Source organism: Nonomuraea sp. NPDC050404 (genome assembly GCF_040655495.1).
Taxonomy (GTDB): domain Bacteria; phylum Actinomycetota; class Actinomycetes; order Streptosporangiales; family Streptosporangiaceae; genus Nonomuraea.
Window position 1 is genome coordinate 29,098 of the sequence record NZ_JBFAKB010000041.1, and the last position, 25,456, is coordinate 54,553.

Sequence of the window (25,456 nt, forward strand, 5' to 3'; positions counted from 1 at the left end):
TTTTCATGACATCTTTGCTGCTCGTCGAGGACGACGCGGTGATCCGCGAGTCGGTTGGCCTGGCCCTGGAACGCTACGGCTACCGGGTGACCACCGCCGCCGACGGCCTGAGCGGCCTGGAGGCGGCCCGGGCGGGCGGCCATGATCTGTTGCTGCTGGATGTCATGCTGCCCGGCCTCGACGGCATCAGCCTGTGCCGCAGGATCCGGGAGACCAGCCAGGTCCCGATCCTCATGATGTCGGCCCGCGGCGACGGCCTGGACATCGTCGCCGGGCTGGAGGGCGGCGCCGACGACTACGTGGTCAAACCCGTCGACCTGCCGGTGCTGGTGGCCAGGATCCGCTCGCTGCTGCGCCGGGCCACCATCGCCCCGGCCCAGGCGGCGGAGCCGAGTGTCGCGCTCACCTTCGGCGAGCTGAGCATCGACACCGGTTCGCTGGAGGTACGGCGGGCCGGGCACCGCGTCGAGCTGAGCCCGACCGAGCTCCGGCTGCTGCTGGAGTTCGCCGCCCACCCCGGCATCGTGCTGGAACGGGCGACGCTGCTGCGTACCGTGTGGGACTACGGATGGGACGGCGACAGCCGCGTGGTCGACCTGTGCGTGCAGCGCCTGCGCAAGAAGATCGGCGCCGAGCGCATCGAGACGGTACGCGGATTCGGCTACAAGCTGAGCCCCACATGAATCCGGCCTCGCTGCGCTGGAAGATCGCCGCTCTCGTCACGCTCGCCGCCACCGTCGCCGCCGCCATGGTAGGGCTCCTGGTGCACCGGGCGACGTGGCAGCGTGCCCTGGGCCTGGGCGAGGCGCGCGCCGAGGTGTCCCTGGACAAGGCGGTGGCCGCCGGCGAGAACGTGGTGGTCGTCGATGGGCTGCCCGACGCCCTGGCCGAGCGGTTGCGGTCAGGGCGGCGAGTGATCTGGTACGGGCTCGACCACCGGGACGAGCCGTGGGTGTGGGCGGCCCAGCCGTACGGCGGCGGCCAGGCGGTGAGCGTGCAGATCTCGATGGGTTCGGAGCTGCTCAGCCTGCACGCGCTGGACCGCGACATGGTCAAGGCCGGGCTGCTCGCTCTGGCGGCGGTGGTGCCGCTGTCTGTGCTGGCGGCCGAGCTGCCCAACCGGCGGCTGCGGCGGGTGGCACGTACCGCACGCGAGATCGCCGACGGCGACCTGGCCGCCCGCACCGACGCGCGCGGCCGGGACGAGATCGCCGAGATCGGCGCCGGGCTCAACTCCATGGCCGCCGGGCTGCAGCGGCGGCTGCTGGCCGAGCAGCGCTTCACGGCCGACGTCGCGCACGACCTGCGCACCCCGCTGATGGGGCTGCTCACCGCGAGCCAGTTGCTGCCCGAGGGGCGGGCCACCGACCTGGTTCGGGACCGGATCGGCGTGCTGCGTGGCCTGGTCGACGATCTGCTGGAGATCTCCCGCCTGGACGCCGACGGCGAAGCGCCGCAGCGGCAGCCGGTGCCGCTGGCCGACCTGGTACGCGAGTCGCTGCACCGCGTCGATGTGCCCGCCGACGTGCGCATTGCCGGCGACCAGGACGGCCCGGTGGCCGTCACGGACGCGCGCCGCCTTGAGCGCATCGTCGCCAACCTGCTGCTCAACGCCCGCGCGCACGGTGCCGCCCCGGTGACGGTCACCGTGCGCCCCCGCCACATCGTCATCCGCGACCACGGGCCGGGCTTCCCGCCCGACCTGCTCACGCACCTGAACCAGGGACAGGCGCAGCGCTTCCGCACCGGTCGGGCCGAGCGCGGCGCGGGGCACGGGCTCGGCCTGACCATTGTGCTCGGTCACGCCCGCGTCATCGGGGCGACCCTGCGCTTCGCCAATCCGGCGGGCGGTGGCGCGAGCGTCACCATCGCCCTGCCGGACTGATTCATCGAGGGTCAGCGGCGGCGCTGGACGTACAGGCGGTTGCCCTTCGGTCCCGTCCACTCCATGCGGACGATCCCGGGCACGGCCGCGTCGCCGGAGCGCGAAGGGTCGGCCCAGTAGCCGTACCTCGGGTTGCGGAAGAACGTCGCCCAGATCTGGCCGCCGCGGTCCACGAAGAAGTTGTTGTGACCCGCGCCGACGCCCGCGGTCCACCGCTTGGAGTAGGGGCCCTCGAAGTGGTCGGCGACGGCGACGACCGCGTCGTACTGGTGTTGTGTGCGGCCGGTGCCCGGGGGGTCGTAGGCGTTGCGGGTGCTGCCGTCGGAGTTGGCCGACTGCCGGTTCCAGGCGGCGTGCAGGAGGAAGTACTTGCCGCCGTGCTTGAAGACGTAGGAGCCTTCGAGGTAGGGCTCTGGCGAGTAGGGCTGCTGCTTGAACTTCGGCAGGCCGGTGGTCGGGACGATGTCCTCCATGTCGTCCCTGAACTTGGCGTACAGGTGGTTGTGCAGCACCAGCCACGCGTCGTCGCCCTCGTGGTACAGGCTGCCGTCGATGTGGTGGTAGGCGCCGGGCTTGATCCAGCCGGGCCCGCCGATGAAGGACTCGCCGAACGGCTTGTCGTGGTTGCCCTCGATGAGCCGGTACGGCCCCTCGACCCCGCCCTCGCTCACCAGCATGAACGAGCCGACCTTCATGGAGTGGTCGCCCATGCACGCCACGATGTACCACTTGCCGCGGAAGCGGTGCACCTCGGGCGCCCAGACGTTGCCGCGCTTGCCGAACTGCCCGTCGTCGGTCCAGTACTCCTGCCACGGGGCGACGACCATGCGTCCCGGCCGGTTCTCGCCGACGAACTCGGGTGACCACACCTTGCCCTTCTCGGCGTCCGGCCGGATCCCGGTCGTGTCGGCCAGCCGCCACGGGCCGCGCAACGACTGCGCCACCCACAGGAAGATGCCGTCGTTCCAGGAGCCGGCGGGCGTGGGCCCCGGCCCCTTGGTGGTGCCCGTGGCGACGTAGATCGAACGGCCCTTGACGACGAAGTGGTTGACGTAGGTGTCGCGCATCCAGACCCGGCCGAGCTCCTCGTCGCGGGGGCGCGTTTCGAGCGGGAGTATGAGGGAGTTGTCCTCGCGCGGCCACAGGTCCTGACGGGTGTCGGCGAGGCCGTACGGTTCGAGGTCCGGCCAGTTCGCCGGGTATCGCGGCATCTCCGCGGCGTGCGCGGGAGCCCCTGGCAGGGCAGCGGCTCCCACCACTCCGGCGGCACCGGCCAGCAGGGATCTGCGGCCCACGGGCACTTCGTTGTCGGGATCAGTCATTCGGTACGTCCTCCGCCCTCGTGCTGCTTGCCGCAGAGTCTGCCCAAGCCGCTTCTATTTGGTCAATAACCCGGAATAAATCCCTCACGGGCGTTCCCGGCGGGGCGTGCGTGTTGGATGTCCGGTGTGCGCGCAACAACGATCAAGGCGGCCACGCGGATCATCGAGGGCTACGCCCGATCGGGCGGGCTGGCCTTCGCCTATGGACAGGGGTCGGTGTTCAGCGGCTTCACAACCGGCGGCGACCTCGACATCGTGATCGTGTGGCGCGACGACGAGGTGCGACGGCCGGCAGGAACACGCCTGCACGCGGCCGTGCTCGCCTTCGCCGAGCACGTGTTGCGGGGGCCGCTCGGAAGATGAGCCCCTGCGGCCGGACCGCCTCGGGACGACGAGGGGGTCAGGACGGGCCGGCCAGCAGGGTCAGCCAGGTACGCGGCCCGCAGCGGTGTTCGATCTCCGCGCGGGTGAGCCAGTCCGCGCGACTGCTCTCCGACCCCGCCGGCGGCCGGGTCGCGGCACCCGGCCCCGGCACCACGGCGCGGAACATCGCCATGTACGCCAGCGCCGGGTACCGGTAGTCGGCGGGCGGCGGCTCCAGGAGCTCGATGCGCTGCCAGGCGAAGATGGACAGGGCCGTGGGCGGCAGGCGGAAGCCGGTCTCCTCATACAGCTCACGCGCCGCCGCCTCGGCCAGGTCCTCGCCCGGCTCCAGATGGCCGCCGGGAATGTCCCAGCCGCGACCCTCCCGGTCCACGCACGTCATGAGCGTCCGGCCGGCGTCGTCCGACACGAACGCGAACGCCGACGTGGTCTGGCCGGCGGGCGGAAGGGTCTCGGTACGGATCACATCAAGGCGGTGCGCCACCGGAATCCAGGGCACCGTCGTAGTCGTCACCACATGAGTCATTGCCTCACTGTCGGGGTCGCCGGAAACGGATGTCAAAACGCCGTCATACGCCCCGGCGAAGCACGCGGTTGCCCCAGTAGAGGCCGATCGCGGCGACGGCGCACGCGGAGGCGGTGCCGTACAGGACCGAGGGGTCGCCCAGGTTGCCGGAGAACAGCGCCCGCTGGGCGTCCACGACGTAGGTGACCGGGTTGACCTGTCCCAGCACCCGCAACCATCCGGGAGCGGTCTCCAGCGGGAGCAGCACGCCCGACAACAGCAGGAGCGGGAAGAGCACGGACTGGCTGACGATGTAGAACAGGGTGCCGCCCGGCGCCGACTTGATGGCCAGCACGAACGAGAGCGCCCCGAGCCCCACGCTGAAGAGCACGAGCTGCGCCAGCCCGGCCAGCACGCCGACCGTGTGCAGCTCGAAGCCCATGGGCAGCGCCAGCACGATGATCAGCACCGCCTGCACCAGCAGGGTGAGCACGGCCTTGGCGCTCTTGCCGACCAGCATCGCGGTACGGTTCAGCGGCGTGACCATCAGGCGCTCCATCGCGCCCCCGATCAGCTCGACCAGCAGCGTGTAGCCGGCGCTCATCGGCCCGGTCAGGCACATCATGACCAGGATCCCGGGCACGAACCACTGCCACGACGAGCCGACCGCCCCGTCCAGCAGCGACCCGAACAGGAACAGGAACAGCAGCGGCTGCCCCATGTCGAACAGCAGCGCGGTGGGGTTGCGCAGGCTGGGTTTGAACTCGCGGGAGAAAACGGTGGTGGTGTCACGCAGGAACGTCGTCATCGGTGAGGCTTCTCCCAGTGAGAGTGAGGAACACGTCGTCGAGGGTGGGGCGGATGGTCTCGGCGGTGCGGACCTTGATGCCCGCGGCCTCCAGGGCGCGCAGGTATTCGGGCAGCGCGGCCGTCGCCTGGGCGACCCGCAGGCGCACGGTGGTGCCGTCGGCGGTCCCGTCGCCGATGCGGGCGGCCTCCTCCGCCTCCCGCGCGCTGCCGGTGGTGATGACGATGTGGTCGCCGGCCAGGTCGTTCTTGAGCTCCTCGCCGGTGCCGTCGGCGATGATCCGGCCGCCGTCGATGATCACCACCCGCTCGGCCATGCTGTCGGCCTCCTCCAGGTAGTGCGTGGTCAGGAACAGCGTCGTGCCGAACGTCGTGCGCAGGCGCAGGATGTGCTCCCAGATCTCCGCGCGGCTCTTCGGGTCCAGGCCGGTCGAGGGTTCGTCGAGGAACAGCAGGTCGGGGCGGTGGATGAGGCCCAGCGCGATGTCCACGCGGCGGCGCTGGCCGCCTGACAGCGTGCCGGGCAGCCGCTTGGCCATCGGCGTGAGGTCGAGCAGGTCGAGCAGTTCGTCGGCGCGGGTGGCCGCCTCCTGTGGGCGCAGGCCGTAGCAGCGGCCCTGGGTGATGAGCTCGTCGCGGACGCGGAAGTCCTCGCCGGTGCTGTTGCTCTGTCCCACGTAGCCGATGCGGGCGCGTACCTTCTTCGGATCTTTGGCCACGTCGTGGCCGGCCACCATGGCGGTGCCGGAGGTGGGCGGCAGCAGGGTGGTGAGCATGCGCAGGGTGGTGGACTTGCCCGCGCCGTTCGGGCCGAGGAAGGCCACGAGCTGGCCGGGCTCCACGTCGAGGTCGATGCCGCGGACGGCCTGCACGCTCTCTTTCTTCATTTTGAATGTTCGGGTCAGTCCCCGGGCATGGATCATGGTCAGTCGCCTCCGGGCATGGCAAAGAACCCCTGGTCGGGGGCGGTTTGTCGGAAGGCTTTTAGTTTGCGCAGGTCAGATCCGGTTTGGCAAACATGAAGATGACGTACATATACGCCTCTGACCTGCGAAAACGCCATCAGGAGACGTCACTCTGACGTGCCGAATTTTGGCCCTCTGAAGTGCGGTTTCTCCACAACGTGCAAGATTTCTGCACACGGGTCTGACAGCATGCCGCGCATGCGCGATCTTGTGGTCCTCGTGAACGGTCTGCCCGGCTCCGGCAAGTCCACACTGGCCCGAGCCCTGGGCAGCGAGTTGGGCTGGCCCGTCTTCAGCAAGGACGCACTGAAGGAGACGCTGGCCGACCTGCTCGAACGGCCGGACGAGGTGGGCGAGCGGGAGTGGAGCAGGCGACTGGGGATGGCGGCGGGGGAGAGCCTGTGGACGCTGCTGGCCACGGCCGGCCGGGGCGCGGTGCTGGAGAGCCCCTGGCTCGCGCCACTGCGCCCCGTGGTGCTGGCCGGGCTCGCGCGGGCGGGCTTCGAGGTAGGACCGCGCGTCCGCGAGGTGTGGTGCGACGTGCCGGCCGAGCTGGCCAGGCGGCGGTACGAGGCGCGGGTGCGGCATTCGATCCACATGGACGGCGAGGCCGGGGACGAGCGGTGGCGCGAGTGGACGGCGGGGGCGCGGCCGCTGGGAATCGGCCCGGTCTATCGAATCACTACCTCCGGGGTAATTGATATTCCCGGACTTGCGAAATTGTGCGTTGCTCCGCAATGATCTCCCGCGTGAAACGTCTCTTATTAACCACGGCAATTGTGATGGCCGGCATGACCGGGGTCGCGCACGCGGCCGACGGAGTGCCCGGTGTGGACGTCAGCAACTGGACCGGCGACATCGACTGGGCGAGCGTTGCCTCCGGGGGCGGGAAGTTCGCGTTCGTGCAGGCCACCGAGGGAACCAACTACACCAACCCGCGTTTCAGCGCCCAGTACGACGGCGCCGCGTCGGCCGGGCTGATCCGGGGCGCTTATCACTTCGCGCAACCGCACGAATCCGATGGGACAGCGCAGGCCGACTATTTCCTGCAGAACGGCGGGAACTGGGTAAGCGATGGCCAAACGCTGCCGGGTGTGCTCGATATCGAGGACAACCCGTACAAGGACAAGAACGGCAAGAACAACTGCTACGGCCTGTCCGTCGAGGACATGACCACCTGGCTCGGGGACTTCACCAAGAAGTACCGCGAGGCCACGGGCCGGCACGCGATCATCTACACCACGACGAGCTGGTGGCAGACGTGCACGGGCAACTCGGCCAAGTTCAAGTCCAACCCCCTCTGGCTCGCCCGCTGGGGCAGCGAGCCCGGGGAGTTGCCGAAGAGCTGGAAGAAGCACACGTTCTGGCAGTCGGCGGACAAGGGGCCGCTGGTCGGCGGCGGTAACTCCTACAACGGCTCGGAGTCCGCGCTCGCGGCGCTGGCCAACCCGCCGGCCGAGGCGAAGGTGTCGGGGGTGGCCAGGAACAGGAAGACCTACACGGTCACCGTCTCGAACACGGGGCCGCACCCTCTCAAGGACGTCAAGATCTCGGGGCGGGCGATCGGCGGTCAGCGCGTGGTGAAGGCGCCGGGGTGCAAGTACAGCGGTACGGCGGTGCGGTGCGAGATCGCCGAGCTGGCGCGGGGGCAGAAGAAGACGTTCACCTTCACCACCAGGCCCAGGAAGTCGAAGGGCACCGTGGGTATGAATGTGACGGTCGGTTCGGTGGAACTCACCCTTAGAGCCCGATAAGGCAGGATAAATCCCAAGGCGTCAGCTTTTGGGGGGTCAGGCATGAAACGGCGGTTAGCCCTGGCAGCGGTGCTGCTCCTGCTGACCGCCACCGCCTCCGTGCCGCTGGGGCTGCCCGCGCCGCCGCTGATCGTGCGGCTCGCGTACGAGATCGAGCAGCGCGGCGTCGTGTACTCGTGGGGCGGAGGCCACGCCGCCGCCCCGGGGCCGTCCAAGGGGACCTGCAGGGGGTACAAGGGCAGGATCAAGCCCTGCCCGGCCGCCAGGACGCGCGGGCTGGACTGCTCGGGGTTCGCCCGGTGGGTGTACGCGCTGGCGCACGGCGAGGACGTGCTCGGGCCGGGGAACACCGACGACCACGTACGCAAGATGCGCCGGGTCTCCAAGGCGCGGCCGGGGGACCTGGTCTTCTTCGGGAAGATCACGAAGAGGACCGTCAAGACCCATCACGTGGGCATCTACCTGGGCGGCGGGAAGATGATGAACGCCCCGGAGACCGGCGCCGTGGTGCGGATCGATGAGATCGCCCGCAAGAAGGGCTTCGCGGGGTACTACCGCTTCTGAGGGTCAAGTGCCGATTGGGTATGGCTGGAACGCCTGTGGCACAGCGAAAAATGAGAGACCCCACGGCTAGTGTGTGCCGCTATGGACAGGCGATGGGTCGGGCTCGACGGGCTTGAGGTCGTGGGTGCCGTGCGCGCGGGGCGGCAGGTGCTGCGGGTGCGCAGGAACGGGTGGGTGATCGCCGACTGCACCTCCGTCGCGGAGGTCGCCAGGCACGTCGATCTGGCCGATCTGTGCGAGGTGATCGAACTGCCGGCGCAGCGGCGGGCGGAGCCTGCGGCGGGCCGTCTTCAGGGGGCCGGAACCAGTTCGCATCATCGCTGAGTGCCGTGTATGGTTACACCTGTCCGCAGCGCCGGACAGGCCCCTATAGCTCAGTCGGCAGAGCGTCTCCATGGTAAGGAGAAGGTCAACGGTTCGATTCCGTTTGGGGGCTCTCCACATGAACGGATCAGACGCCCGTCTCCAAGGATCTTGGAGCGGGCGTTTTTCTGTTGGCGGGACTGGCGGCGGGAGGCGGGCCCGACGGCGGGGCGCAGGGGTTCGCGGCTGTTGCCGGCCGCTGCTACGCTGAAAACCCCCGCACCCGGGATGTTCCTCGTGCGGGGAGCGACAGATGGGGCTGTCGTTAATGGATTTCGATTGTCGGGGGTTCCTGGGGCATACTGGGGGCACCCCACCTGACCGGGTGAGTTACGAATGTGCTCGCCGCGTCGGGTATCCTCTACGGGTCGGGTCGTTCCGGCTCAAAGGCGGAGTAGCTCAGTCAGGCAGAGCAAACGGCTCATAATCGTTGTGTCGCCGGTTCAAGTCCGGCCTCCGCTACTGCCCAATCCCAGGTCGACCGGCCTGGGCACGGGTGTGTCCATGTCCCAAACGTAGAAAGGCACTCCCAAGTGGCTGCCACAGACGTTAGGCCGAAGATTACGCTGGCCTGCCAGGAGTGCAAGCACCGCAACTACATCACGCGGAAGAACCGGCGCAATGACCCGGACCGGCTTGAGCTGAAGAAGTACTGCCCCAATTGCCGCACGCACCGCGCGCACCGCGAGACCCGCTAGGTTCTCCCGGGCAGAGCTTGCGCTCCACCATGCCTTAACGCACAACCGGCGTCCCCGCACAGGGTGGCGCCGGTTTGTCGCGTCTTGAGGACCTCTTTCGCCCGCCGGGCAAAATGCAGCCCATGACCAGGGACAGCCGAACCTTGTTCTGTTAGCGTCGGCGTCATCAGCGCTGGGTCGTAGACAGGCGAGGGAGCTGCGATGGCCTTGAACCGTGACTTCGTGGGCAAGAAGTATCCGCCGAGTGCCCCGTACGAGGTCAGCCGGGTGAAGATCAGGGAGTTCGCGACCGCGATCGGCGACAACAACCCGCTCTACCGGGACAAGGAAGCCGCGCAGGCCGCCGGATACCCCGACGTGATCGCGCCGCCCACGTTCCCCATCGTCTTCAGCCTGCAGAGCGGGGGCAACGTGCTGGTCGATCCCGGCCTGGGGCTCAACTTCGCCATGGTGGTCCACGGTGAGCAGCGGTTCGAGTACGTACGCCCTGTCTACGCGGGCGACGAGCTGGTCATGACCGCCACCATCACCGACATCCGCACGGCCGGCCGCAACGAATTGCTGACGGTCAGAAGCGACGTGAGCACGGTGGCGGGCGAGCCGGTGTGCGTGACGTACAACACGATCGTCGAGCGTGGAGGGGCCGCCTGAGATGACCGCCACGGTGAAGTACGACGAGGTCGAGGTCGGGCAGGAGATCCCGGCGGTGGACTACGGGGCGCGCAGGGTCAATCTGGTGATGTACGCCGGAGCCTCCGGGGACTTCAACCAGATCCACTGGAACGAGCGGTTCGCCAAGATGGTGGGGCTGCCCGACGTGATCGCGCACGGCATGTTCACGATGGCGCAGGCCGGACGGTTCGTCACCGACTGGGTGGGGGATCCCGGCGCGGTGGTGGACTTCGGGGTGCGGTTCTCCTCGATGGTGGTCGTGCCCGACGACGATCGCGGGGCCACGATCTCGGTCAGCGGGGTGGTGGAGGAGAAGCTTGAGGACAAGCGGGTGGTCATCGGGCTCACCGCCAGGTCGGGGGAGGCCAAGGTGCTGTCCAAGGCGCGCGCGGTGGTCCAGCTCGCCTGAGGCATGGGAGGACGGCTCCGCTGAGGTCGGCCCGGGATGATATCCCGGGCGGCTCTCGGGTAGCGCGTGTCCGTATGAGTGATGCTGTGCGACAGGTTTGGCCGACGGTACGTTCGATCAGAGTTTCGGCAATCACCGATGCCAAGAGCCCCGGCCACCTGCGGGCCGCCCGGGTCGAGAAGGTGGCGGGCACCACCGGCAGCGGGCGCGACACGGCAGGTGGCGCCGCGACCGGAGGTGGCGGGCCGGCGCTCGGTGTCGGTACGGCCGGTGCCAAGCGGCCGGGAGGCAGGCCCCGGGGGGAGCACGCCAGGATCAACCCCGCCGCCGAGCTGGGCTTCTCCGGCGATCCCGGCCAGCACGGCGACCCGGGCGACGAGATGTTGCACGCCCAGCGCGTCTGGGACGGCACGCTGGCCACCAACCGGCTCGACGACCTGGGCGTCAACACCGAGCGGCAGCGCGTCGAGACCAAGGACGTCACCGCGTCGGTGGGGCTGCTCGTGGACGGCTGGCCGCAGGACGTCAGGCAGTGCCTGCAGTCGTTGATGGACCACACGCGGGCCCGGGTGCTCGCCCTGGACCTGGGGAACGTGGACGGCGCCGGCGACGTGCTGCGCGAGCTGGCCGAACGCTATCCGGAGCGGATCACGGCCTGGCAGGTGGAGGAACGGCCGCACTGGCGCGGGGGCACGGCGACCTGGGGTGAGAGCAGGGCCAAGCTGCTGCGGCTGGACGAGGCCGAGGTCCACGTGCTGATGGAGACGAACCTCGTACTGCGCGGCGACGCCCTGACCCCACTGCTCGCCGAGATCGCGGAGGGCGCGGTGGCGGCCGGGCGGAAGGGCCTGGAGTTCGTGGACGACGGCGGCGCGGAACCCACACCCCGAGAGACGTTGCGGGAGGCGGGTTCCGGCCGGGTGCGGGCGCTGACGGGAGAGCTGATCGCGGTACGCAGGGCGCAGGCCTTCAACGCGCTGCCCGAGGACGCCCACTACGGCAGATACGCCGATCTGGAGCTCTCCCTGGCCCTGCCCGGCGACCTGGTCGTCCCCCGCGAGCCGCTGCCCGTCGAGTCGCTGGGCCGGCACGACGTCCCCGCCGACTACGCCGACAGGGAGTCCAGGCGCAACTATGACGGGGTGCTGCATCTGCTGCGCGCCTCATAAGCTAGTTGCTCATGGAGATGCTCGCGCCGTACACCACGCTGTGCCTGGGTGGTCCCGCCCGCGACTTCGCCGAGGCGACCTCGGCGGAGCAGTTGGTGTCACTGATCGCCGACGCCGACAGGAACGCGGTCCCCACGCTGGTGCTCGGCGGGGGCAGCAACCTCGTGATCGCGGACGAGGGCTTCGACGGGCTGGTCATCAAGGTCGCCACCGAAGGCGTGACGGTCTCGCGGGACGGCGGGCAGGCCGTGGTGACGGTCGAGGCGGGCGAGGACTGGGACCGGCTGGTGGTCCGCGCGGTGGCCGAGGGCTGGTCGGGCATCGAGTGCATGTCCGGCGTGCCCGGCCTGGTGGGCTCGACGCCGATCCAGAACGTCGGGGCGTACGGGCAGGAGGTCTCCCAGACCGTCAGGTGTGTGCGGGCCTACGACCGGCTGACCCGGCAGGTGGTGGATCTGGAGGCGCGGCAGTGCGGGTTCGCCTATCGCGACAGCCTCTTCAAGCGCGATCTGGCGCGGTACGTGGTGCTGGCGGTGACGTACGCGCTGGATATTTCGGATTTGTCCGGCCCTGTGGCGTACGAGGAGCTGGCCAGGAGGCTCGGCACCGAGGCCGGTGGCCGGGTGCCGCTCGAACGCGCCCGAGAGGCCGTGCTGGGCCTGCGGCGGGGCAAGGGCATGGTGCTCGACCCGGACGATCCGGACACGCGCAGCGCGGGCTCGTTCTTCACCAACCCGGTGCTCACGGCGGAACAGGCGCGGGAGCTGGCGGTACGCGCTCCCGGCCACCCGAGCTGGGCGATGCCCGGCGGGCTGGTCAAGGTGCCTGCGGCGTGGCTGATCGAGCAGGCGGGCTATCCGAAGGGCTACGAGCGCGGCCCCGTACGCATCTCCACCAAGCACACCCTCGCGCTCACCAACCCCACCGGCCGGGCCACCGCCGCCGACCTGCTGGCCCTGGCCAGGGAGGTACGTGACGGGGTGCGCGAGAAATTTGGGGTCACGCTGGTCAACGAGCCGGTGATGGTGGGCTGCGCCCTGGGGGAATAGCCGCCCGAACCGGCCTGTTATGGTTGGTTGGAATTACCGAAGGGGAGTAGTCCCAATCGCGTGATCGACACACTGGCGCCCTCGCGGCGCCCGGTCACGCGGGCCTTCGCGGGCGGACGAGACCTTCGGCCTGGCAGCCATATGAGAAAGACGCTGCCGGGCCGAAGTCGTGCCCGAAAACTCCCCGGGTGCCTGCTTCCGGCTCGGTCGCGCGGAAGAGGACCGTTTGGAAGCGTTCTGGATCAGTCTCGTCGCCATCTTCGTGGCGGAACTGGGCGACAAGAGCCAGCTCATGGCGATGACGTTCGCGACCCGCTTCAAAACCTGGACCGTGCTTCTCGGTATCACGATCGCCACCACCGTCGTACACCTGGTCAGCGTGGCGGCGGGCGGCCTGATCGGCGACGTGCTTCCGACGACGGCGATCGCCGTCGTGGCGGGCCTGGCCTTCCTCGGCTTCGCCGTGTGGACGTTGCGCGGCGACGAACTGACCGAGGAGGAGTCGAAGAAGGCCCAGCGCACCACCAGACACGCGCTGATCGCGGTGACCGTGGCGTTCTTCCTCAGCGAACTCGGCGACAAGACCATGCTGGCCACCATCACACTGGCCACCAAACACGACTGGTTCGGCACCTGGATCGGCTCCACGATCGGCATGGTCGCAGCCGACGCTTTGGCCATCCTGGTCGGCCGCCTCCTGGGCAGGCACCTCCCGGAAAAGGTCATCCGCTACGGCGCCGCCACCGCCTTCGCCGTCTTCGGCGTGGTGCTCTTGGCCGAGGCGCTTCTGTAACAGGGGCCTCCAGCTTGGATGCATGTTCAAGTGGATGAGAGGCGTTCAAGTACGCGCTTGGCCAGTTGCGCGAACTCGGCGCGGCATTTGCGTACGTAGGACTGCGTGCTTCCCAACGCTCCGTCTGCGGCTGTCAGGTCGAACATCGGTTTGCGCGCATCGTGCGCCAGGGACATGAGGCTCTGGTAGTTCCTCAGCGTGGCGATCTCGTAGTCGCGAGTATCTTCCGCGGCTGTGCCCGGCTCATCGAGGACGGCATCGTGAAAGACGTAGGGGATACGGGTCAGCCAGCGGCGATAAGCGTTCACCGGGCGGTCCAGCCTCATGGTTGGCTGGATGATGACATAGCCGAGAGGTGCCATGACGTCTTCTGGAGCGACGATCCCCGGAGGAACTTGCGGCAGGATCGCCCCGCGCCAGACCGAGCGCCAAAGTCGGAGTGTGGGACCAAGATTTTGCAGGCCTCTCAAGGAGAGAAGGTCTGCGGCCAGCGGGATGAGAACGTTGTCTGCGGCAAGGAGAGCTGCTCTGCTGACAGCGCCGAGGTTGGGGCCGACATCGATGAGAACGATGTCGGCGTCGACCCTGGCAGCCGCGTCCACGATGATCCGATAAAAGGCCGTCGTGGTGCGAAGCGCGTCTGCTTCTCCGGTGCGACAGCGAGGCCAGGCAGCTGACAACCGGTCTTCGAATGTGCTGAGTCTCAAGTCTCCTGGAATCAGCCAGAGTCCGTCGAGAATCTCAACCGGGTCGAAGGACCGAACGTCTCCGGTCCCCTCCATGATCGGCAGAACCGAGGTCGCGACGGTTCCTGTGCTGCCGCGATCACGAGCTTCGCCCCACACGGGGGTTTCCGGCCCTTCCCAGATGATGGCCAGGTCATCCTCGTCCAGGAAGGCTGAAGTCAGATTGGACTGCGGATCCAGATCCACCGCCAGCACCCGATGGTTCATTCTCTGGAACATATGGGCCAGGTGATATGTCAGCGTGGTCGTTCCAACGCCGCTCTTGTTGCTGAACAGAGCAATCGAGATCATGTGGCCCGCCGCATGGTGACCGACCATGACTCGTTGTCCACAATGAACTCGGGAGATGGGTTTCCGTTGTCTCCGAGCGCCTTCCTGATCCTGCCAATGCCACGCCCAAAGCGATTTACGTAGCCGAGCGACTTCAAAGCCGCCGCGAGTGAGGGGTTTCGGAAGTCACTTACCCTGTCGAAGTTGTCGGCGCGTACTTGGCCGAATGGCCCGCCCGGGTTGGTGATTTCGATCCGGTCTGAAAACCACGCGATACGAGTGGGCGCGTTGGAGGTCTCGTAGTTGCGGTGCATGACGGCGTTCATGCATGCCTCGCGCAACGCCATGATCGGATAGTCGGGACGAGGACTCTCGGCAAATCCCCCGTCGTCGACGATCCTGGTATGTAGATGCCCCTTCAGGGTGGCCTCGAGTTGCTTCGTGAGGTCGATCATGTTGCTGCGGAGCTCTTGGTCGTCGGCTATGGCCGCGTCCAGATCGGTGCCGTCATAGCGAATGAACTGCACGTAGGCGCCTGGGATGTACTTACTGGGATCGAAACCCAGCACCAAATGTCCGAGAACCGTGGGGGACTCGTTCAGGTCGGTCATGCGTAGCGTGGCCAACTGCAGAGACTCGGGGCGGCCATTCTCCTCGATCACCTCGTGATCAACCATCGAGGGCAGGTAAGTGGAGCGGAAGGCCGGGAGATCGAGGTCATCCAAGCTTGTGCCGATCAGGGACCGCCCATCGAACGGCCCGTCGAGTGACCGGCGGCGTTCGGCCAGGACCCGCTCATCCTCTCGGGTCGCTCGGCGAGTTGTAGGCCCCGGGCGTACCCACACGACGCCCTTGTGCCGTACGGGAGGGGTCGATGAGGCCCTGACATGGATGCGAATGACGGTCTGTCCCTTGAAGGCCGCCCGTTCAACGCTGATCGACGGCCGGTCCAGGATCAGGCCGTTGTCACGTAGGTCATTGAGTTGAAGGAGGGCTCTGTCACCCGTATCGACGGTTGGCAGCGGCTGCCCTGAGACCTTCACGCCGATGAGAAGGTCGCCGCCTCCCCGCCCGGAGAGGTCGTTGGCGAGCGCGCAGATGGCCTGGCCGATTTTGTCCTTGTCCTTCTGGGACTCCTTGAACTCGAGAACGGCCGATTCCCTATCGCCCAGGAGATCGAAAAGATCCGTGGTCATTCCCATCTCCCTGCCGTCCGATCACGTAGTCGCAGTCTAGAGCGCTGAGTCGGATGTCCACGGGATCGCCCTGCAGAGGCCGGCCCCAAGCCGCAGTCCCGGACAGGGAGGTTGGGAGGGCCGGAGGCACGGCGTCCCGTCATGGGCGGGAGCGTCAGTTTGCGTATGCCGGCCTGAAGCGGTCCGGAGCCGAGTAGAGGGCCTCGATGAGGATGGGTCCAGGTCCTGTCAGGTGCTTCACCGCCTGGCGGGACCGCTTCATCCCGTGTATTGCGTATCCGATACGCTACTCTCCGTCGCAAGACTCGTGCAATGTCGCCTCCTGCTCCAAGAGCATGCGCCCATCACGACAGCAGTGACAGGCGGTGGGCGGCGGCGGCTGCTTCGCCGCGGCTGGTGACGCCGAGTTTGGCCAGGATGTTGGAGACGTGCACGCTGACCGTCTTCGCCGAGATGAACAGTTCGGCGGCGATGTCGCGGTTGGTGCGCCCCTGTGTCACCAACCGCAGCACCTCCAGCTCACGAGGTGTCAGCAGCTCCGATGGTTCCTGGGCCGGTTGTGCGCCGCCCACCCGGCGTGACATCGCCTCGATCTCGGCCACCAGCGGGGTCGCGCGCAGCGCCATGGCCAGTGGGTGTGCCGCTCGCAGCCGGCTTGCCGCGCCTTCCCTGTCGCCGTCGCGTGCGGCGACGCCGGCCGCCCGCAGCAGGGCCTTGGCCTCGTTGTGCGGGCGTTTGAGCCGTTGCCAGGCCGCCGCGGCGGCGTCGAAGTCGCCGGAGTACGTCAGCCGGTACGCCTCCACGACCGGCCCGTTGACCCGCAGTTCGGCGGCCACCGCCGCGGCCTGCGCGCGTACGTCGGCGGTGCGCTCCGGCTCGATCTCCTGGGCGGCGTCGCAGACCACGCGCACCGAGGAGAGCAGCCGCCAGCCGAGCATGCCCTTGCTCGGCTGGTAGCGCGCGAGCACCCGCTCCGCCTCCTGCAGCGCGGTGCCGGGCGCGCCCGTGGCCATGTAGTAGGTCATGCGCAGGCGGGCGTTGTTGATGATGTCCTGGACGAACTCCTCCGCGCGGTCCTTGAACGCGCCGAGCTCGGCCAGCAGGGCCTCTACGAGTTGCACCTCGCCCCTGGCCATGGCGATGTCGGCGCGCACGCGCAGCAGGGCGAACCTGGTGCGCAGCGCGGGGCCGTGGCTGAGCGCGTTCTCGACCACCTCGATGGCCTCGTCCCAGCGGCCCAGCACCTCCAGTGACTCGGCCCAGTTGTTGGCGATGAAGGTGCCGCTGACGCGCAGCCGGCCGTACTTCTTGGCGACCAGCCAGCCGTCCTCCGCCGTGCGCAGGGCGTCCTGTTCGCGGCCCATCTCGATCAGGGAGTCGATGCTGTTGCCGATCGCCCGCGCAATCAGCCGGCCGGAGCCCTCCTCGTGGCCGATCCGCAGCGCCTGGTCGTTGAGCGCGATCGTGGCCTCGGTCTCGCCGTTCAGCGAGTGGCCGAGCGCCTGGTTCATCAGCAGGTCGCCTTCGAGGCAGCGGTCGCCGTACTTTCTGGACAGGCGCAGGCCCTCGGCGATCAGCTCGCCGGCCTCCTCGATCTTGCCGCGCAGCATCAGGTGGCGGCTCAGCGACGTGACGACCTCGGCCCGGTCGAGGCTGTCGCCGGGGACGAGCCGCAGCGCGTCCCTGAGGCAGTCGATGACGCCGGGCTGGCCCTTGGAGTTCTTGAGCCCCGCCCTGCGCACGAGGAGCTGGGCCACCCGGGCGGGCTCCACGGTCTCGTCCAGCTCCGACAGCGCGCCCTTGACGAACCTGGTGCCCTTGTCCACCTCGCCGCCCGCGCTGGCGGCCGAGGCGGCCCGCTCCAGCACGGCGGTGTGGTCGGCGCCGATCTGCTCGGCGGCGTCGGGCACCCGGTCCCAGAGCGTCAGGACGCGTTCCAGCAGTGGTACGGCCTCGGTGTAGGCGAACGCCTTGAACGACTTGCGCGCCGCCTCCCAGGCCGAGATCAGCGCCCAGCGGTCGTCGCGGGCGCCGTACCAGTGGTGTGCCAGCTCGACGGCGGCGCGACCGGGCGGTACGAGCGTGCGGTCCTTGGAGATCTCCTCGGCGAACCCGGCGTGCAGCCGCTGGTGCTCGCCGGGCAGCAGTTCGTCGTGCACGGCCTCGCGGATGAGGGAGTGCCTGAAGACGTAGGCGCGGTTGTCGGCGATCTGCAGCACGTTGCGCGCGATGGCCGGGCGCAGCGCGGCCTCCAGGTCGAGGTCGGACAGGCCGCTGACGGCCGCCAGCAGCGCGTGGCCGACCCGGTTGCCGCCCGCGGCGGCCACCCGCAGCACGCGCTGGGTCTCCTCGGGCAGCCGCTCGACGGAGTCGAGTATGAGGTCCTGCATGGAGTCGGGGAACGTGCACTCGTCGCCGCTCTCCAGCATGGCCTCGACGAACAGCGGAATGCCCTCGCTGCGCTCGTAGACCTTCTCGACCTTGGTGTATTCGGGGATCTTGCCGAGGATGCCGGTCATCTGCTGGGCGACCTCGTCCCGCGACAGGCGGGGCAGGTCGAGCCGGTGCACGCCGTTGACCCGGCCCAGCTCGGCCAGCACGGGCCGCAGCGGGTGCTGGCGGTGCAGGTCGTCGGAGCGGTAGGTCATCAGGATCAGCACCTGCGGGCTGTGCAGGTTGCGGCTGAGGAAGGCGATGAGGTCGCGGCTGGACCGATCGGCCCAGTGGATGTCCTCGATGACCAGGATGGTGGGGCGGTTGTCCGCGAGGCGTTCGAGCAGGGTGAGGATCTGCTCGAAGAGGCGGGCGCGGTCGGTGCCGGTCTCGCCGTCGCCGCTGGGGTCGCCGAACTCGGGCAGCAGGCGGGCCAGGTCGCGTTCGGCGCCGTCGGGCAGCAGGCCGGCCACGGCGGCGGGGCCCTGCTCGCGTACGAGCTGGCGCAGGGCGGCGGTGAACGGCGCGTAGGCCAGGCCCTCCGTGGACAGCTCGACACAACCGCCGAACAACACGTGCGCGCCGTCGGCCGCGCGCTGCTCGGCGAAGCGCTGGACGAGCCTGGTCTTGCCGACGCCGGCCTCGCCGCCGAGAAGGACGGCCGTCACGGTGCCCTTGTTGGCCTCGTCGAAGCTTTCCGACAGAGCCGCGAGCTCATCTTCCCGCCCGACGAAGACAGGACTGACAGAACGTCCCCGCATGTCATCCAGCATGTCATGCAACATCCGATGCTTTCGACGCTTTTATGAGAGTTATGGAGGTACTGAGGCCCGGCCACGAGCGAGGGTGTGGCCGGGCCTTCTGCGGGCGGTCACGAGGAACGGCGCTTGCCGAAGAACGAGCGGCGCTCGCTCCGGTTGCCGCGCATGGCCTCCTGTACCCGACGGTGCTCGGCGGCGGCCTTGCGCAGCTCGCTCGCCTGGTTCTTCATGAGCTCGTACTCGATCTCGGCGTGCATGGTGTCTCCTGTGTGAGTGTTCGTGTCGTTCTCCCGACACCTTCAAGGTTCGTGCTAAGGCCCCGCCCGCCACATCGGGTGGATGCCCTATCTCTGCCGTACGCGGGCCCCGGACATACCTAGGACCTGCGCCCGCGGTGCCCTAAGGTGGTCCGGTTTGGAGGTAGAGGCCCTGGTCGGCGATGCTGTCTAGGTGTCAACTGTGACTACCTCGCTCGCGGACGTCGCTTCGTCCGACACCGCGTTGCGAGCATTCCTGCACGGCCTGCCCGGAGTCGACCGGGTCGGCGCAGACCAGCGGGCGGCGATGCTCGGCACCCGTTCGATCAAGACCACTGCCAAGGCACAGGCCATTGACCTGGCCATCTCCATGGTCGACCTGACCACCCTCGAAGGGGCCGACACGGCCGGCAAGGTGCGCGCGATGTGCGCCAAGGCCGTGCGGCCCGGCGGTGACGCGCCTTCGGTGGCGGCCGTCTGCGTCTATCCCGACCTGGTCTCCGTGGCGGCGGAGGCACTCAAGGGCGCCGAGGTCAAGATCGCCTCGGTGGCCACGGCGTTCCCCAGCGGGCGCACCTCACTGGAGGTCAAGGTCAGCGACACCGCGCTGGCGGTGGCCGCGGGCGCCGACGAGATCGACATGGTGATCGACCGGGGCGCGTTCCTGTCCGGGCACTACATGAAGGTCTTCGAGGAGATCGTCGCGGTGAAGGCGGCCTGCGGGGCGGCCCACCTGAAGGTGATCCTGGAGACCGGCGAGCTGTCCACCTACGACAACGTCCGGCGGGCGTCCTGGCTGGCGATGCTGGCCGGCGCCGACTTCATCAAGACCTCCACCGGCAAGGTGGCGCCGGCCGCCACGCCGCCGGTGACGCTGATCATGCTGGAGGCGGTGCGCGACTTCCGCGACGTGACCGGCCGCCAGATCGGCGTGAAGCCGGCGGGCGGCATCCGTACGACCAAGGACGCCATCAAGAACCTGGTGCTGGTCAACGAGATCGCCGGCGACGACTGGCTGACCCCCGACTGGTTCAGGCTGGGCGCCTCCTCGCTGCTGAACGATCTGCTGATGCAACGCCAGAAGCTGTCCACCGGCCGGTACGCGGGCCCCGACTACTTCACCCAGGACTAGACGATGTTCGAATACGCACCCGCACCCGAGTCGCGCGACATCGTTGATCTGAGGTCCTCCTACGGGCTGTTCATCAACGGCGAGTTCGTCGACGGCTCCGGCCCTTCGTTCAAGACCGTCAACCCGGCCACCGAGGAGACGCTGGCGGAGGTGGCCACCGCGACCTCCGAGGACGTGGACCGCGCCGTGCAGGCGGCGCGCAAGGCGTTCGGCGTCTGGAGCGCGCTGCCCGGCGCCGAGCGCGCCAAGTACCTGTTCCGCATCGCGCGGCTCATCCAGGAGCGGGCCAGGGAACTGGCCGTGCTGGAGTCGCTGGACAACGGCAAGCCCATCCGCGAGTCGCGCGACGTGGACGTGCCGCTGGTGGCGGCCCACTTCTTCTACTACGCGGGCTGGGCGGACAAGCTCGCCTACGCGGGCTTCGGCACCAAGCCGCTCGGCGTCGCGGGCCAGGTCATCCCGTGGAACTTCCCGCTGATGATGCTGGCCTGGAAGATCGCGCCCGCGCTGGCCTGCGGCAACACGGTGGTGCTCAAGCCGGCGGAGACGACGCCGCTGACCGCGCTGCTGTTCGCCGACATCTGCCGGCAGGCCGAGCTGCCGCCCGGCGTGGTCAACATCGTCACCGGCGCGGGCGAGACCGGCGCCGCCGTGGTGGCGCACCCCGACGTGAACAAGGTGGCCTTCACCGGCTCCACCGAGGTCGGCAAGATCATCGCCAGGTCGGTGGCGGGCACGGACAAGAAGCTCACCCTGGAGTTGGGCGGCAAGGCCGCGAACATCGTGTTCGACGACGCGGCGATCGACCAGGCCGTGGAGGGGATCGTCAACGGGATCTTCTTCAACCAGGGGCACGTGTGCTGCGCGGGCTCGCGCCTGCTGGTGCAGGAGTCGGTCCAGGAGGAACTGCTGGCCGCGCTCAAGCGCCGGCTGGGCACGCTGCGCCTGGGCGACCCGCTGGACAAGAACACCGACATCGGCGCGATCAACTCGGCCGAGCAGCTCGCCAAGATCCGGCGGCTCAGCGAGCTCGGGGAGTCGGAGGGGGCCGAGCGCTGGTCGCCCGCCTGTGAGTTGCCCGGAAAGGGCTTCTGGTTCCCGCCGACGTTGTTCACCGGGGTGGCGCAGTCGCACAGCATCGCCAGGGAGGAGATCTTCGGGCCGGTGTTGTCCGTGCTGACCTTCCGTACGCCGGCCGAGGCCGTGGAGAAGGCCAACAACACGCCGTACGGGCTCTCGGCGGGGGTGTGGACCGAGAAGGGCTCACGCATCCTGTGGATGGCCGACCGGCTCAGGGCCGGCGTGGTGTGGGCCAACACGTTCAACAAGTTCGATCCGACCTCGCCCTTCGGGGGCTACAAGGAGTCTGGGTACGGCCGAGAAGGCGGGTTGCTCGGGTTGGAGGCCTACCTTGATGTGTGAACACCGCCGGATCCGTCGCGCCAGGCGGCGGGCGGAGGCGACCAGGGGGCACGCCTTCGCCAGGGCAGGACGTCCGGTACGCACCGGCTGGTACGCCCATCGCTGCGGCGTGAGCCGGTGCGGGCAGGTCTTCGCGCCGGTCCAGACCTCGCAGGAATCCACGTGGAGGGGCCGGGGCGATGAGTAGGTTGTCCGTCAACAAGACCTACAAGCTGTACATCGGAGGGGCGTTCCCGCGCTCGGAGAGTGGAAGGTCCTACCCCGTGACCTCGGCAAAGGGCGACTTCCTCGCCAACGCCTCGCGGGCCTCGCGCAAGGACGCCCGTGACGCCGTGGTGGCCGCGCGCAAGGCGTTCTCCGGCTGGTCGGGCGCGACGCCGTACAACAGGGGGCAGATCCTCTACCGCGTCGCCGAGATGCTGGAGGGGCGGCGCGCGCAGTTCGCCGAGGAGCTCGGCGGCGGCAAGCGGGCCGCGCTGGAGCAGGTGGACGCGACGGTGGACCGGCTGGTCTGGTACGCGGGCTGGTCCGACAAGATCACTTCGGTGCACGGAGTGGCCAACCCGGTGGCCGGGCCCTACTTCAACCTGTCCACCCCCGAGCCGACCGGCGTGGTGGCCGTGGTCGCGCCGGCCGATCCGCTGCTCGGGCTCGTGTCCGTGGTCGCGCCGGTGATCGTGACCGGCAACACCTGCGTCGTGGTCGCCTCGGAGACCACGCCGCTGGCCGCGATCACCCTGGCCGAGGTGCTGGCCACCTCCGACCTGCCCGGCGGCGTGGTGAACGTGCTGACCGGGCACCAGGCCGAGCTGGCTCCATGGCTGGCGGCGCACATGGACGTCAACGCCATCGACCTGACCGGGGTGGGCGACGCCGACCTGGCGCTGAGCTGCGAGCAGGCGGCGGCGGAGAACCTCAAGCGGGTGCTGCGGCCCGTACGGGAGGACTGGGCGGCCGATCCGGGGACCGGCCGCATGACGCGCTTCCTGGAGACCAAGACCGTCTGGCATCCGGTCGGCATCTGAGACGCCCGGCCCGGGGCCTCAGCGCCGAGTGAGCAGGCCCCGGGCATCCAGGTCCGCGAGGAGGTCGCGCGGCAGCGCGCGGCAGTCGTCCACGTGGACCTCCTTGAGCGACGGGAAGCCGGGGACCGTGCCCAGGTCGCTCAGCTTGGCGCAGGCGTAGAGGTCCAGCTTGCGCAGGGCGGGCAGGCGGTCGAGGTCGCCGATCGTGCGCAGGTCACCGATGAAGGCCAGGTGGAGCTCCTCCAACTGGAGCAACCCTGAGAACGGGGTGAGGTCGGCGAGTTGCTCCATCCCCTGGAGGGTCAGCAGGCGCAGGTGGGGCATGCGGGCGAGCGCGGAGAAGTCGCGCAGGTCGGTCGCGTAGACCAGGCTGACCTCCTCGAGCGACGGGTGCCCTTCGAGCCCGTCGAGCGAGGTCAGCTCCTGGTGCCTGTCGATGGTCACCCTGGTCAGTGCGGGCAGCCGCGACAGCGGTCGCAGATCGGGGAGCGCCGCGTTGGGCAGGCCGATCGCCCTGAGTCGAGGGTGGTGGCCGAGGCCGTCGAGACTCTTCAGCTTCGTGCAACTGCTCAGCCACAGGGTCTCCAGCGCCGGCATGGCGGCGATGCCGTCGAGGCTGGTCAGGCGGGGGCAGTACATGGTCAGCTTCGCGACGGCGTCCAGGTCACGCAGCCCCGCGAGCGAGGTGATCTTCGTGCGGGACAGGTCCAGCTCGGTCAGGCGGCGCAGGCCCGACAGGCCGCTCACGTCCTCGATGAACCGGCAGCCGCCCAGGTCGAGCTCTTCGAGGTCGGAGAAGGCGTCGCCGAACCCCGCGACGCTGACCACCCCGGTACCGCTCAGGTCGAGCCGCCGCAGGCGATACAGGCCGAACAGCGGGGAGAGGTCGGCCACCATGCGGCAGTTGGGCAGGTGGAGCGTCATGAGCCCGGTGAGCCCGGACAGCGGCTTGAGATCTCTGACGGCCGCGCAACCATCCAGCTCCAGCACGCGCAGCCCGGTCAGGGCGGACACCTCGGACAGGTCGGTCAAGCGCTTGCAGTGATCGAGGGTCAGGCTCTCCAGCATCGTCAGGTGACGGAGCCCGGTGAGCGAGTCGCGCCTGGTCAGCCTCAGCTCGGTGCGCCCCTCGGCGGTGAAGGCCGGGGCGAGCAGGCGCTCGGCGAAGCCGTCGCGGTCGAGTGCCTGGAACCAGAGCTTGAGCAGGTCGTCCGACGGCCGCTTGGCGATCTCGGCGTAGTCGGCGGCCAGGTCGAACACGTCGTCGCCGCGCCCGCCCAGGACCAGCTTGCGCACCGCCTTCCAGGCGTTGGCCTCGGACGCGGTCGCCAGCTTGGCGCGCAGGGCGGTCAGGTCTGATGGCTGGATCATGCCACGAGACCTTACGCGGCTTTTCAGTAGGAGAAACCGGGCGGCCTGAGCGGCGGGTGGGCGGCCTGGAGCTGGGCGGCCAGGCCCAGGAGGTGCGGCTCGCCGCCGGGCGGCGCGATGAGCTGGACGCCGATGGGCAGCGCGGTGGAGTGGGTGGCCACGGGGACGGTGAGCGCGGGCCAGCCGCACATGTTCCAGGCGCCGGTGGCCGGGGCGTAGGTGACGTTCGTCGAGGCGTTGCGCAGGAAACCACGCTCGCCCCAGCGATCGGCCTTGGGCGGGATGGCGGCCAGCGCGGGCATGATGAGGGCGTCGGCCTCGCCGAACCACTGGTCGGCGCCGTAACCGCGCCAGCGCTCCCGGCCGCGTACGCCGGTCAGCCGCAGCGCCCGCAACGTGTTGCCCGCGCGGGCCAGCGCCCGGCTGCGGCGTTCGAGCCGGTCCCGGTCCAGGCCATCGACGGACGCGGCGGCCCTGGCCAGCCAGGTCGCGATCGTGGCCGGGCCGAGCCAGGCGGGCAGCCGGTGGCCGTGCTCCACCACCGTGTGCCCGGCCAGCCGGAGCGTCTCGGCCGCACCGCGTACCGCGGACCTGAACTCCCTGTCCATCCGCAGCCCCGCCGGCAGCGGTTGCGGGGCGTAGGCCACCCGCAGGTCGAACGGCTCGGGGCTGTCGGGCGGCGGCTGCGGCTCCCACACCTGGTCGTCGTCGGCCCACACCGAGCGGAGCATGCGCGGCGGCGGCTCGGCCCGCCGGCCGCCGCGCCACGCCTCGGCCAGCGCCGGGTCCGCGGCCAGCACCGACAGCGCGAGCGACAGGTCCGCGACGGTCGTGGCCAGCGGGCCGTTCTCGGTGAGGCCGTCCCAGTCGTCCGACGGCGGGGGCACCAGGCCGGTGCCCGGCTTGACGGCCAGCACGCCGCAGCACGCCGCCGGGATGCGCAGGGAGCCCATGCCGTCGTTGCCGAGCGCGATCGGCACCATGCCCGCCGCCACCGCCGCCGCGCTGCCCGCCGACGAGCCGCCTGAGGTGCGCGAGAGGTTCCAGGGATTGCGTACGGTGCCGTACGCGCTGTCGCCGAACGCCACCAGCCCCAGCTCCGGCAGATTCGTCACCCCCACGACGACCGCCCCCGCCGCCCGCAGCCGCGCCACCGTCTCGTGGTCCTGCGGCGCGGGCGCGTCCGGGGTGGCGGCCGAACCGCCACGGGTGGACTCGCCGGCCACCTCCAGGTTGTCCTTGACCGCCACCGGCACCCCGGCCAGCGGCAGGTCCGCCAGGTCCCGCCGCTTCTGCAGCAGCCGCGCCTCGTCCACGGCCTGCTCCCTGACCCGGCGGAACGCCCCGACCCTGGTGTCCCGCTCCGAGATGACGTGGAGATGTTCCTCGACGACGGTCGTGGCCTTGACGTCCCCGTGCCGGACGGCCGTCGCGATCTCGATGGCGGACCTGCCTGCCCACAACATGACTAGAGTGTGCAGGTTTTCACTCATCGTGGCGAGGT

26 protein-coding genes and 2 tRNA genes are annotated in these 25,456 nt (G+C 69.3%); 18 read left to right on the forward strand and 10 right to left on the reverse strand.

Features of this window, described 5'->3' with window-relative positions; all coding sequences use genetic code 11:
• Positions 1-5: 5 nt before the first annotated feature.
• Both cseB and AB0I81_RS57655 read left to right on the forward strand, forming a co-directional pair.
• Positions 6-683 (forward strand): two-component system response regulator CseB, encoded by a 678-nt coding sequence (gene cseB / locus AB0I81_RS57650; RefSeq protein ID WP_360677780.1) that lies wholly within the window; start codon positions 6-8, stop codon positions 681-683.
• The gene (locus AB0I81_RS57655) at positions 680-1,885 is read left to right on the forward strand and encodes a HAMP domain-containing sensor histidine kinase (protein WP_360677782.1); all 1,206 of its coding nucleotides are present in this window, start codon (positions 680-682) and stop codon (positions 1,883-1,885) included. Before cseB ends, AB0I81_RS57655 begins: the two co-directional genes overlap by 4 nt.
• An 11-nt stretch (positions 1,886-1,896) precedes the next feature.
• Here AB0I81_RS57655 and AB0I81_RS57660 read toward each other — a convergent pair whose 3' ends face one another.
• The gene (locus AB0I81_RS57660; RefSeq protein WP_360677784.1) at positions 1,897-3,207 is read right to left on the reverse strand and encodes a family 43 glycosylhydrolase; all 1,311 of its coding nucleotides are present in this window, start codon (positions 3,205-3,207) and stop codon (positions 1,897-1,899) included.
• A gap of 126 nt (positions 3,208-3,333) precedes the next feature.
• On the opposite strand from AB0I81_RS57660, the gene AB0I81_RS57665 reads away from it, so the two are divergent.
• The gene (locus AB0I81_RS57665; RefSeq protein WP_360677786.1) at positions 3,334-3,570 is read left to right on the forward strand and encodes a hypothetical protein; all 237 of its coding nucleotides are present in this window, start codon (positions 3,334-3,336) and stop codon (positions 3,568-3,570) included.
• Positions 3,571-3,607: 37 nt separating this feature from the next.
• Here the strand turns inward: AB0I81_RS57665 and AB0I81_RS57670 are convergent, their stop codons facing one another.
• Genes AB0I81_RS57670 through AB0I81_RS57680 form a run of 3 tightly spaced genes read right to left on the reverse strand, consistent with a single transcriptional unit; the run spans position 3,608 to position 5,826 of the window.
• Positions 3,608-4,117, reverse strand: coding sequence for an NUDIX hydrolase (locus AB0I81_RS57670; RefSeq protein ID WP_360677788.1), 510 nt, complete (start codon positions 4,115-4,117; stop codon positions 3,608-3,610).
• Between the two features lie 43 nt (positions 4,118-4,160).
• The gene (locus AB0I81_RS57675) at positions 4,161-4,904 is read right to left on the reverse strand and encodes an ABC transporter permease (RefSeq protein ID WP_360677790.1); all 744 of its coding nucleotides are present in this window, start codon (positions 4,902-4,904) and stop codon (positions 4,161-4,163) included.
• Positions 4,885-5,826, reverse strand: a complete 942-nt coding sequence (locus AB0I81_RS57680; protein ID WP_360677792.1) for an ATP-binding cassette domain-containing protein — start codon at positions 5,824-5,826, stop codon at positions 4,885-4,887. Before AB0I81_RS57680 ends, AB0I81_RS57675 begins: the two co-directional genes overlap by 20 nt.
• A 240-nt stretch (positions 5,827-6,066) precedes the next feature.
• On the opposite strand from AB0I81_RS57680, the gene AB0I81_RS57685 reads away from it, so the two are divergent.
• The 12 genes from AB0I81_RS57685 (at position 6,067) to AB0I81_RS57740 (ending at position 13,339) form a co-directional block, all read left to right on the forward strand.
• On the forward strand, positions 6,067-6,609 hold the full coding sequence (locus AB0I81_RS57685) for an ATP-binding protein (RefSeq protein ID WP_360677794.1): 543 nt from the start codon (positions 6,067-6,069) through the stop codon (positions 6,607-6,609).
• Positions 6,610-6,659: 50 nt separating this feature from the next.
• Positions 6,660-7,622 (forward strand): GH25 family lysozyme, encoded by a 963-nt coding sequence (locus AB0I81_RS57690; protein ID WP_360677796.1) that lies wholly within the window; start codon positions 6,660-6,662, stop codon positions 7,620-7,622.
• A gap of 42 nt (positions 7,623-7,664) precedes the next feature.
• Positions 7,665-8,186 carry an NlpC/P60 family protein gene (locus tag AB0I81_RS57695; RefSeq protein ID WP_360677798.1) on the forward strand — a complete coding sequence of 174 codons (522 nt, stop codon included), beginning with the start codon at positions 7,665-7,667 and terminating at the stop codon, positions 8,184-8,186.
• Between the two features lie 81 nt (positions 8,187-8,267).
• Positions 8,268-8,510 carry a transposase gene (locus tag AB0I81_RS57700; RefSeq protein ID WP_360677800.1) on the forward strand — a complete coding sequence of 81 codons (243 nt, stop codon included), beginning with the start codon at positions 8,268-8,270 and terminating at the stop codon, positions 8,508-8,510.
• A 39-nt stretch (positions 8,511-8,549) separates the two neighbouring features.
• Positions 8,550-8,622 (forward strand) — tRNA-Thr (locus AB0I81_RS57705).
• A 315-nt stretch (positions 8,623-8,937) separates the two neighbouring features.
• Positions 8,938-9,011 (forward strand) — tRNA-Met (locus AB0I81_RS57710).
• A 71-nt stretch (positions 9,012-9,082) separates the two neighbouring features.
• Positions 9,083-9,247, forward strand: coding sequence for a 50S ribosomal protein L33 (gene rpmG, locus AB0I81_RS57715; RefSeq protein ID WP_101786011.1), 165 nt, complete (start codon positions 9,083-9,085; stop codon positions 9,245-9,247).
• 201 nt (positions 9,248-9,448) lie between these two features.
• The gene (locus tag AB0I81_RS57720; RefSeq protein ID WP_360677802.1) at positions 9,449-9,898 is read left to right on the forward strand and encodes a MaoC family dehydratase N-terminal domain-containing protein; all 450 of its coding nucleotides are present in this window, start codon (positions 9,449-9,451) and stop codon (positions 9,896-9,898) included.
• A gap of 1 nt (position 9,899) precedes the next feature.
• Complete coding sequence (locus tag AB0I81_RS57725) at positions 9,900-10,328, forward strand: MaoC family dehydratase (RefSeq protein ID WP_360677804.1); 429 nt, start codon at positions 9,900-9,902, stop codon at positions 10,326-10,328.
• An 86-nt stretch (positions 10,329-10,414) separates the two neighbouring features.
• Complete coding sequence (locus AB0I81_RS57730) at positions 10,415-11,497, forward strand: hypothetical protein (RefSeq protein WP_360677806.1); 1,083 nt, start codon at positions 10,415-10,417, stop codon at positions 11,495-11,497.
• Positions 11,498-11,508: 11 nt separating this feature from the next.
• Positions 11,509-12,546, forward strand: a complete 1,038-nt coding sequence (locus AB0I81_RS57735) for a UDP-N-acetylmuramate dehydrogenase (RefSeq protein ID WP_360677808.1) — start codon at positions 11,509-11,511, stop codon at positions 12,544-12,546.
• 226 nt (positions 12,547-12,772) lie between these two features.
• Positions 12,773-13,339, forward strand: coding sequence for a TMEM165/GDT1 family protein (locus AB0I81_RS57740; RefSeq protein ID WP_360677810.1), 567 nt, complete (start codon positions 12,773-12,775; stop codon positions 13,337-13,339).
• Positions 13,340-13,365: 26 nt separating this feature from the next.
• Here the strand turns inward: AB0I81_RS57740 and AB0I81_RS57745 are convergent, their stop codons facing one another.
• The 4 genes from AB0I81_RS57745 to AB0I81_RS57760 form a co-directional block, all read right to left on the reverse strand.
• Complete coding sequence (locus tag AB0I81_RS57745) at positions 13,366-14,376, reverse strand: ParA family protein (protein WP_360677812.1); 1,011 nt, start codon at positions 14,374-14,376, stop codon at positions 13,366-13,368.
• The gene (locus AB0I81_RS57750; protein ID WP_360677814.1) at positions 14,373-15,551 is read right to left on the reverse strand and encodes an ATP-binding protein; all 1,179 of its coding nucleotides are present in this window, start codon (positions 15,549-15,551) and stop codon (positions 14,373-14,375) included. Before AB0I81_RS57750 ends, AB0I81_RS57745 begins: the two co-directional genes overlap by 4 nt.
• A 344-nt stretch (positions 15,552-15,895) precedes the next feature.
• The gene (locus AB0I81_RS57755) at positions 15,896-18,745 is read right to left on the reverse strand and encodes an AAA family ATPase (RefSeq protein WP_360677816.1); all 2,850 of its coding nucleotides are present in this window, start codon (positions 18,743-18,745) and stop codon (positions 15,896-15,898) included.
• A gap of 110 nt (positions 18,746-18,855) precedes the next feature.
• Positions 18,856-19,002, reverse strand: a complete 147-nt coding sequence (locus AB0I81_RS57760; protein WP_360677818.1) for a hypothetical protein — start codon at positions 19,000-19,002, stop codon at positions 18,856-18,858.
• 202 nt (positions 19,003-19,204) lie between these two features.
• Here AB0I81_RS57760 and deoC point away from each other — a divergent pair, with 202 nt between their 5' ends.
• The 3 genes from deoC to AB0I81_RS57775 all read left to right on the forward strand — a co-directional run bounded on the left by deoC (position 19,205) and on the right by AB0I81_RS57775 (position 22,581).
• Positions 19,205-20,134 (forward strand): deoxyribose-phosphate aldolase, encoded by a 930-nt coding sequence (deoC, locus tag AB0I81_RS57765; protein WP_360677931.1) that lies wholly within the window; start codon positions 19,205-19,207, stop codon positions 20,132-20,134.
• Between the two features lie 3 nt (positions 20,135-20,137).
• The gene (locus AB0I81_RS57770) at positions 20,138-21,556 is read left to right on the forward strand and encodes an aldehyde dehydrogenase family protein (RefSeq protein ID WP_360677820.1); all 1,419 of its coding nucleotides are present in this window, start codon (positions 20,138-20,140) and stop codon (positions 21,554-21,556) included.
• Positions 21,557-21,735: 179 nt separating this feature from the next.
• Positions 21,736-22,581 carry an aldehyde dehydrogenase family protein gene (locus AB0I81_RS57775; protein ID WP_360677822.1) on the forward strand — a complete coding sequence of 282 codons (846 nt, stop codon included), beginning with the start codon at positions 21,736-21,738 and terminating at the stop codon, positions 22,579-22,581.
• A gap of 18 nt (positions 22,582-22,599) precedes the next feature.
• Here AB0I81_RS57775 and AB0I81_RS57780 read toward each other — a convergent pair whose 3' ends face one another.
• On the reverse strand, positions 22,600-23,952 hold the full coding sequence (locus tag AB0I81_RS57780) for a hypothetical protein (RefSeq protein ID WP_360677824.1): 1,353 nt from the start codon (positions 23,950-23,952) through the stop codon (positions 22,600-22,602).
• A 23-nt stretch (positions 23,953-23,975) separates the two neighbouring features.
• Positions 23,976-25,418: an amidase family protein gene (locus tag AB0I81_RS57785; RefSeq protein ID WP_360677826.1), complete on the reverse strand. Its 1,443-nt coding sequence runs from the start codon at positions 25,416-25,418 to the stop codon at positions 23,976-23,978.
• Positions 25,419-25,456 lie beyond the last annotated feature (38 nt).